Here is a 1,799-nt window from a genome sequence, read left to right as displayed (position 1 = left end):
GAAAGAATCACTAACAAATATAATAAAGGGGATGAAACGTAAGCCGTGCTTCTTATAGAGCTGCTTCTGACTAAGCAGATTGCTATAAACCCTGCTTCTCGATTTCATCATTAAAACAAACCATAGCCAAATTCTGGAATAACCTTATTGGTTTCAGATACTTTAAGTAACTAGGTTATCGTTTTATTTTTTAAGTAGTAGCAATGTTGTCGGCCTCTAAAAATGTTCCGCATTACATAAATAGAACAGGCCAGATTGAAAATAATAACTAGATATTTTTGACATCTTGATTTGCCACACAACGGTTAAAGACGTGATTATGCCCCTTAACGAATAAAGTTCGGCAAATTCACTTCGACTCAGAATCTGGTATGCCTTTGATGAGGATCAACGGATGCCAAATCGTTTACGCAAGCTCAGCATGCTTATTGCCATGCCAAGTCTTTTGCTTGCCTCCAGGAATGTATTTTCTGAATACGCTCTTAACCTTCCTGAGCCAGTCTCTCCTGTAACACGGGAAGTATTTGACCTCCATATGATGACGGCCTACATCGCACTGATCATTATGATCCTCGTCACCGTCGTCATCTTTTACTCCATATTCAAATTCAGAAAGTCGAAAAATTACGAAGCCGACCAAGAATTTCATAACAGCAAGTTTGGCACATGGTCCTGGATTCTGGTGCCGATTATTGTACTCGCTATTGATTTAAGTATTGCTGGCAGCGCAAGCTCTACCTTTGACTTAATTGAAGATAAGACCCCAGCAGACCTGACAATTAAAGTGACAGGTTCCCAATGGAAGTGGACATACGAGTACATGGAAGACGATATTAAGATCGTCAGTAACCTACTGCCTGAGGAACAAGCTGGTGATCGCTATTTAAGAATGGTGGATAACCCTCTCTACCTACCTACTGACCGACGAATTCGTTTCCTTCATACCGCAACCGATGTTCTTCACGCTTGGTGGGTTCCGGCAATTGCGGTTAAGAAAGACTCCATTCCCGGCTATATCAACGAAACCTGGACTATTATCGAGAAGGCTGGCACGTATCACGGCCAATGTGCCGAAAACTGTGGTACGGGGCACGCTTTCATGCCCATTCAAGTTGAAGCGATTGCCGGTAGCGAGTTTGATTCATGGATGACAAAGCAAAAGGAAATCAAGATAGCGAAAGAGAAGGAAGCTTCTTCAGACACTGTCTGGCCAATGCAAGAATTAATGGCTCGGGGCGAGTCCCTCTACAACACCAACTGCGGAGCCTGCCACCAAGTCGATGGCTCTGGTGTTCCCCCCGCATTTCCAGCGCTGGCTGGTAGCGAAATTGCCAAAGGCGACCCCGCTAAACATCTTGAAGTCGTAATCAAGGGTGTATCGGGTACAGCCATGGCTGCTTGGGGCGCTCAGTTGAATGACCTGGAAGTGGCAGCAATCGTAACCTACGAAAGAAATGCCTGGGGTAATAACACAGGTGATGTTGTGCAACCAGCTGATGTCAAAGCGGCGCGCTAGGAGGAGATAATCAATGAGTTCTACTATTACAATTGATGAACAAAATCAGGACGTTTCAAGCGCCGATCATGATCACCACAATGAGCCACCGAAGGGTATAGGCCGCTGGTTATTCAGCACTAACCATAAAGATATTGGTACCATGTACCTGGTGTTTTCTCTCATTATGTTATTTTTGGGTGGTGGTATGGCAATGCTCATTAGAGCAGAGTTGTACTTTCCTGGCTTGCAGTTTTTGGAGCCTGACCTTTTCAATAACATGGTCACTACACATGCCTTGATT

The 1,799-nt window shown here is 44.3% G+C and carries 1 protein-coding gene and 1 pseudogene; both read left to right on the top strand.

Annotated features, from left to right (window positions below):
* The first annotated feature begins 394 nt into the window (after positions 1–394).
* The gene (gene coxB, locus A3756_RS19465; protein WP_082865175.1) at positions 395–1,516 is read left to right on the top strand and encodes a cytochrome c oxidase subunit II; all 1,122 of its coding nucleotides are present in this window, start codon (positions 395–397) and stop codon (positions 1,514–1,516) included.
* Positions 1,517–1,529: 13 nt separating this feature from the next.
* Positions 1,530–1,799 (top strand): annotated as a pseudogene (locus tag A3756_RS19460) (cytochrome c oxidase subunit I); the annotation flags it as partial.

This window comes from Oleiphilus sp. HI0086, assembly GCF_001635225.1.
The sequence above is the reverse complement of the archived record's forward strand: the minus strand, read 5'-3'. Positions and strand labels throughout refer to the sequence as shown.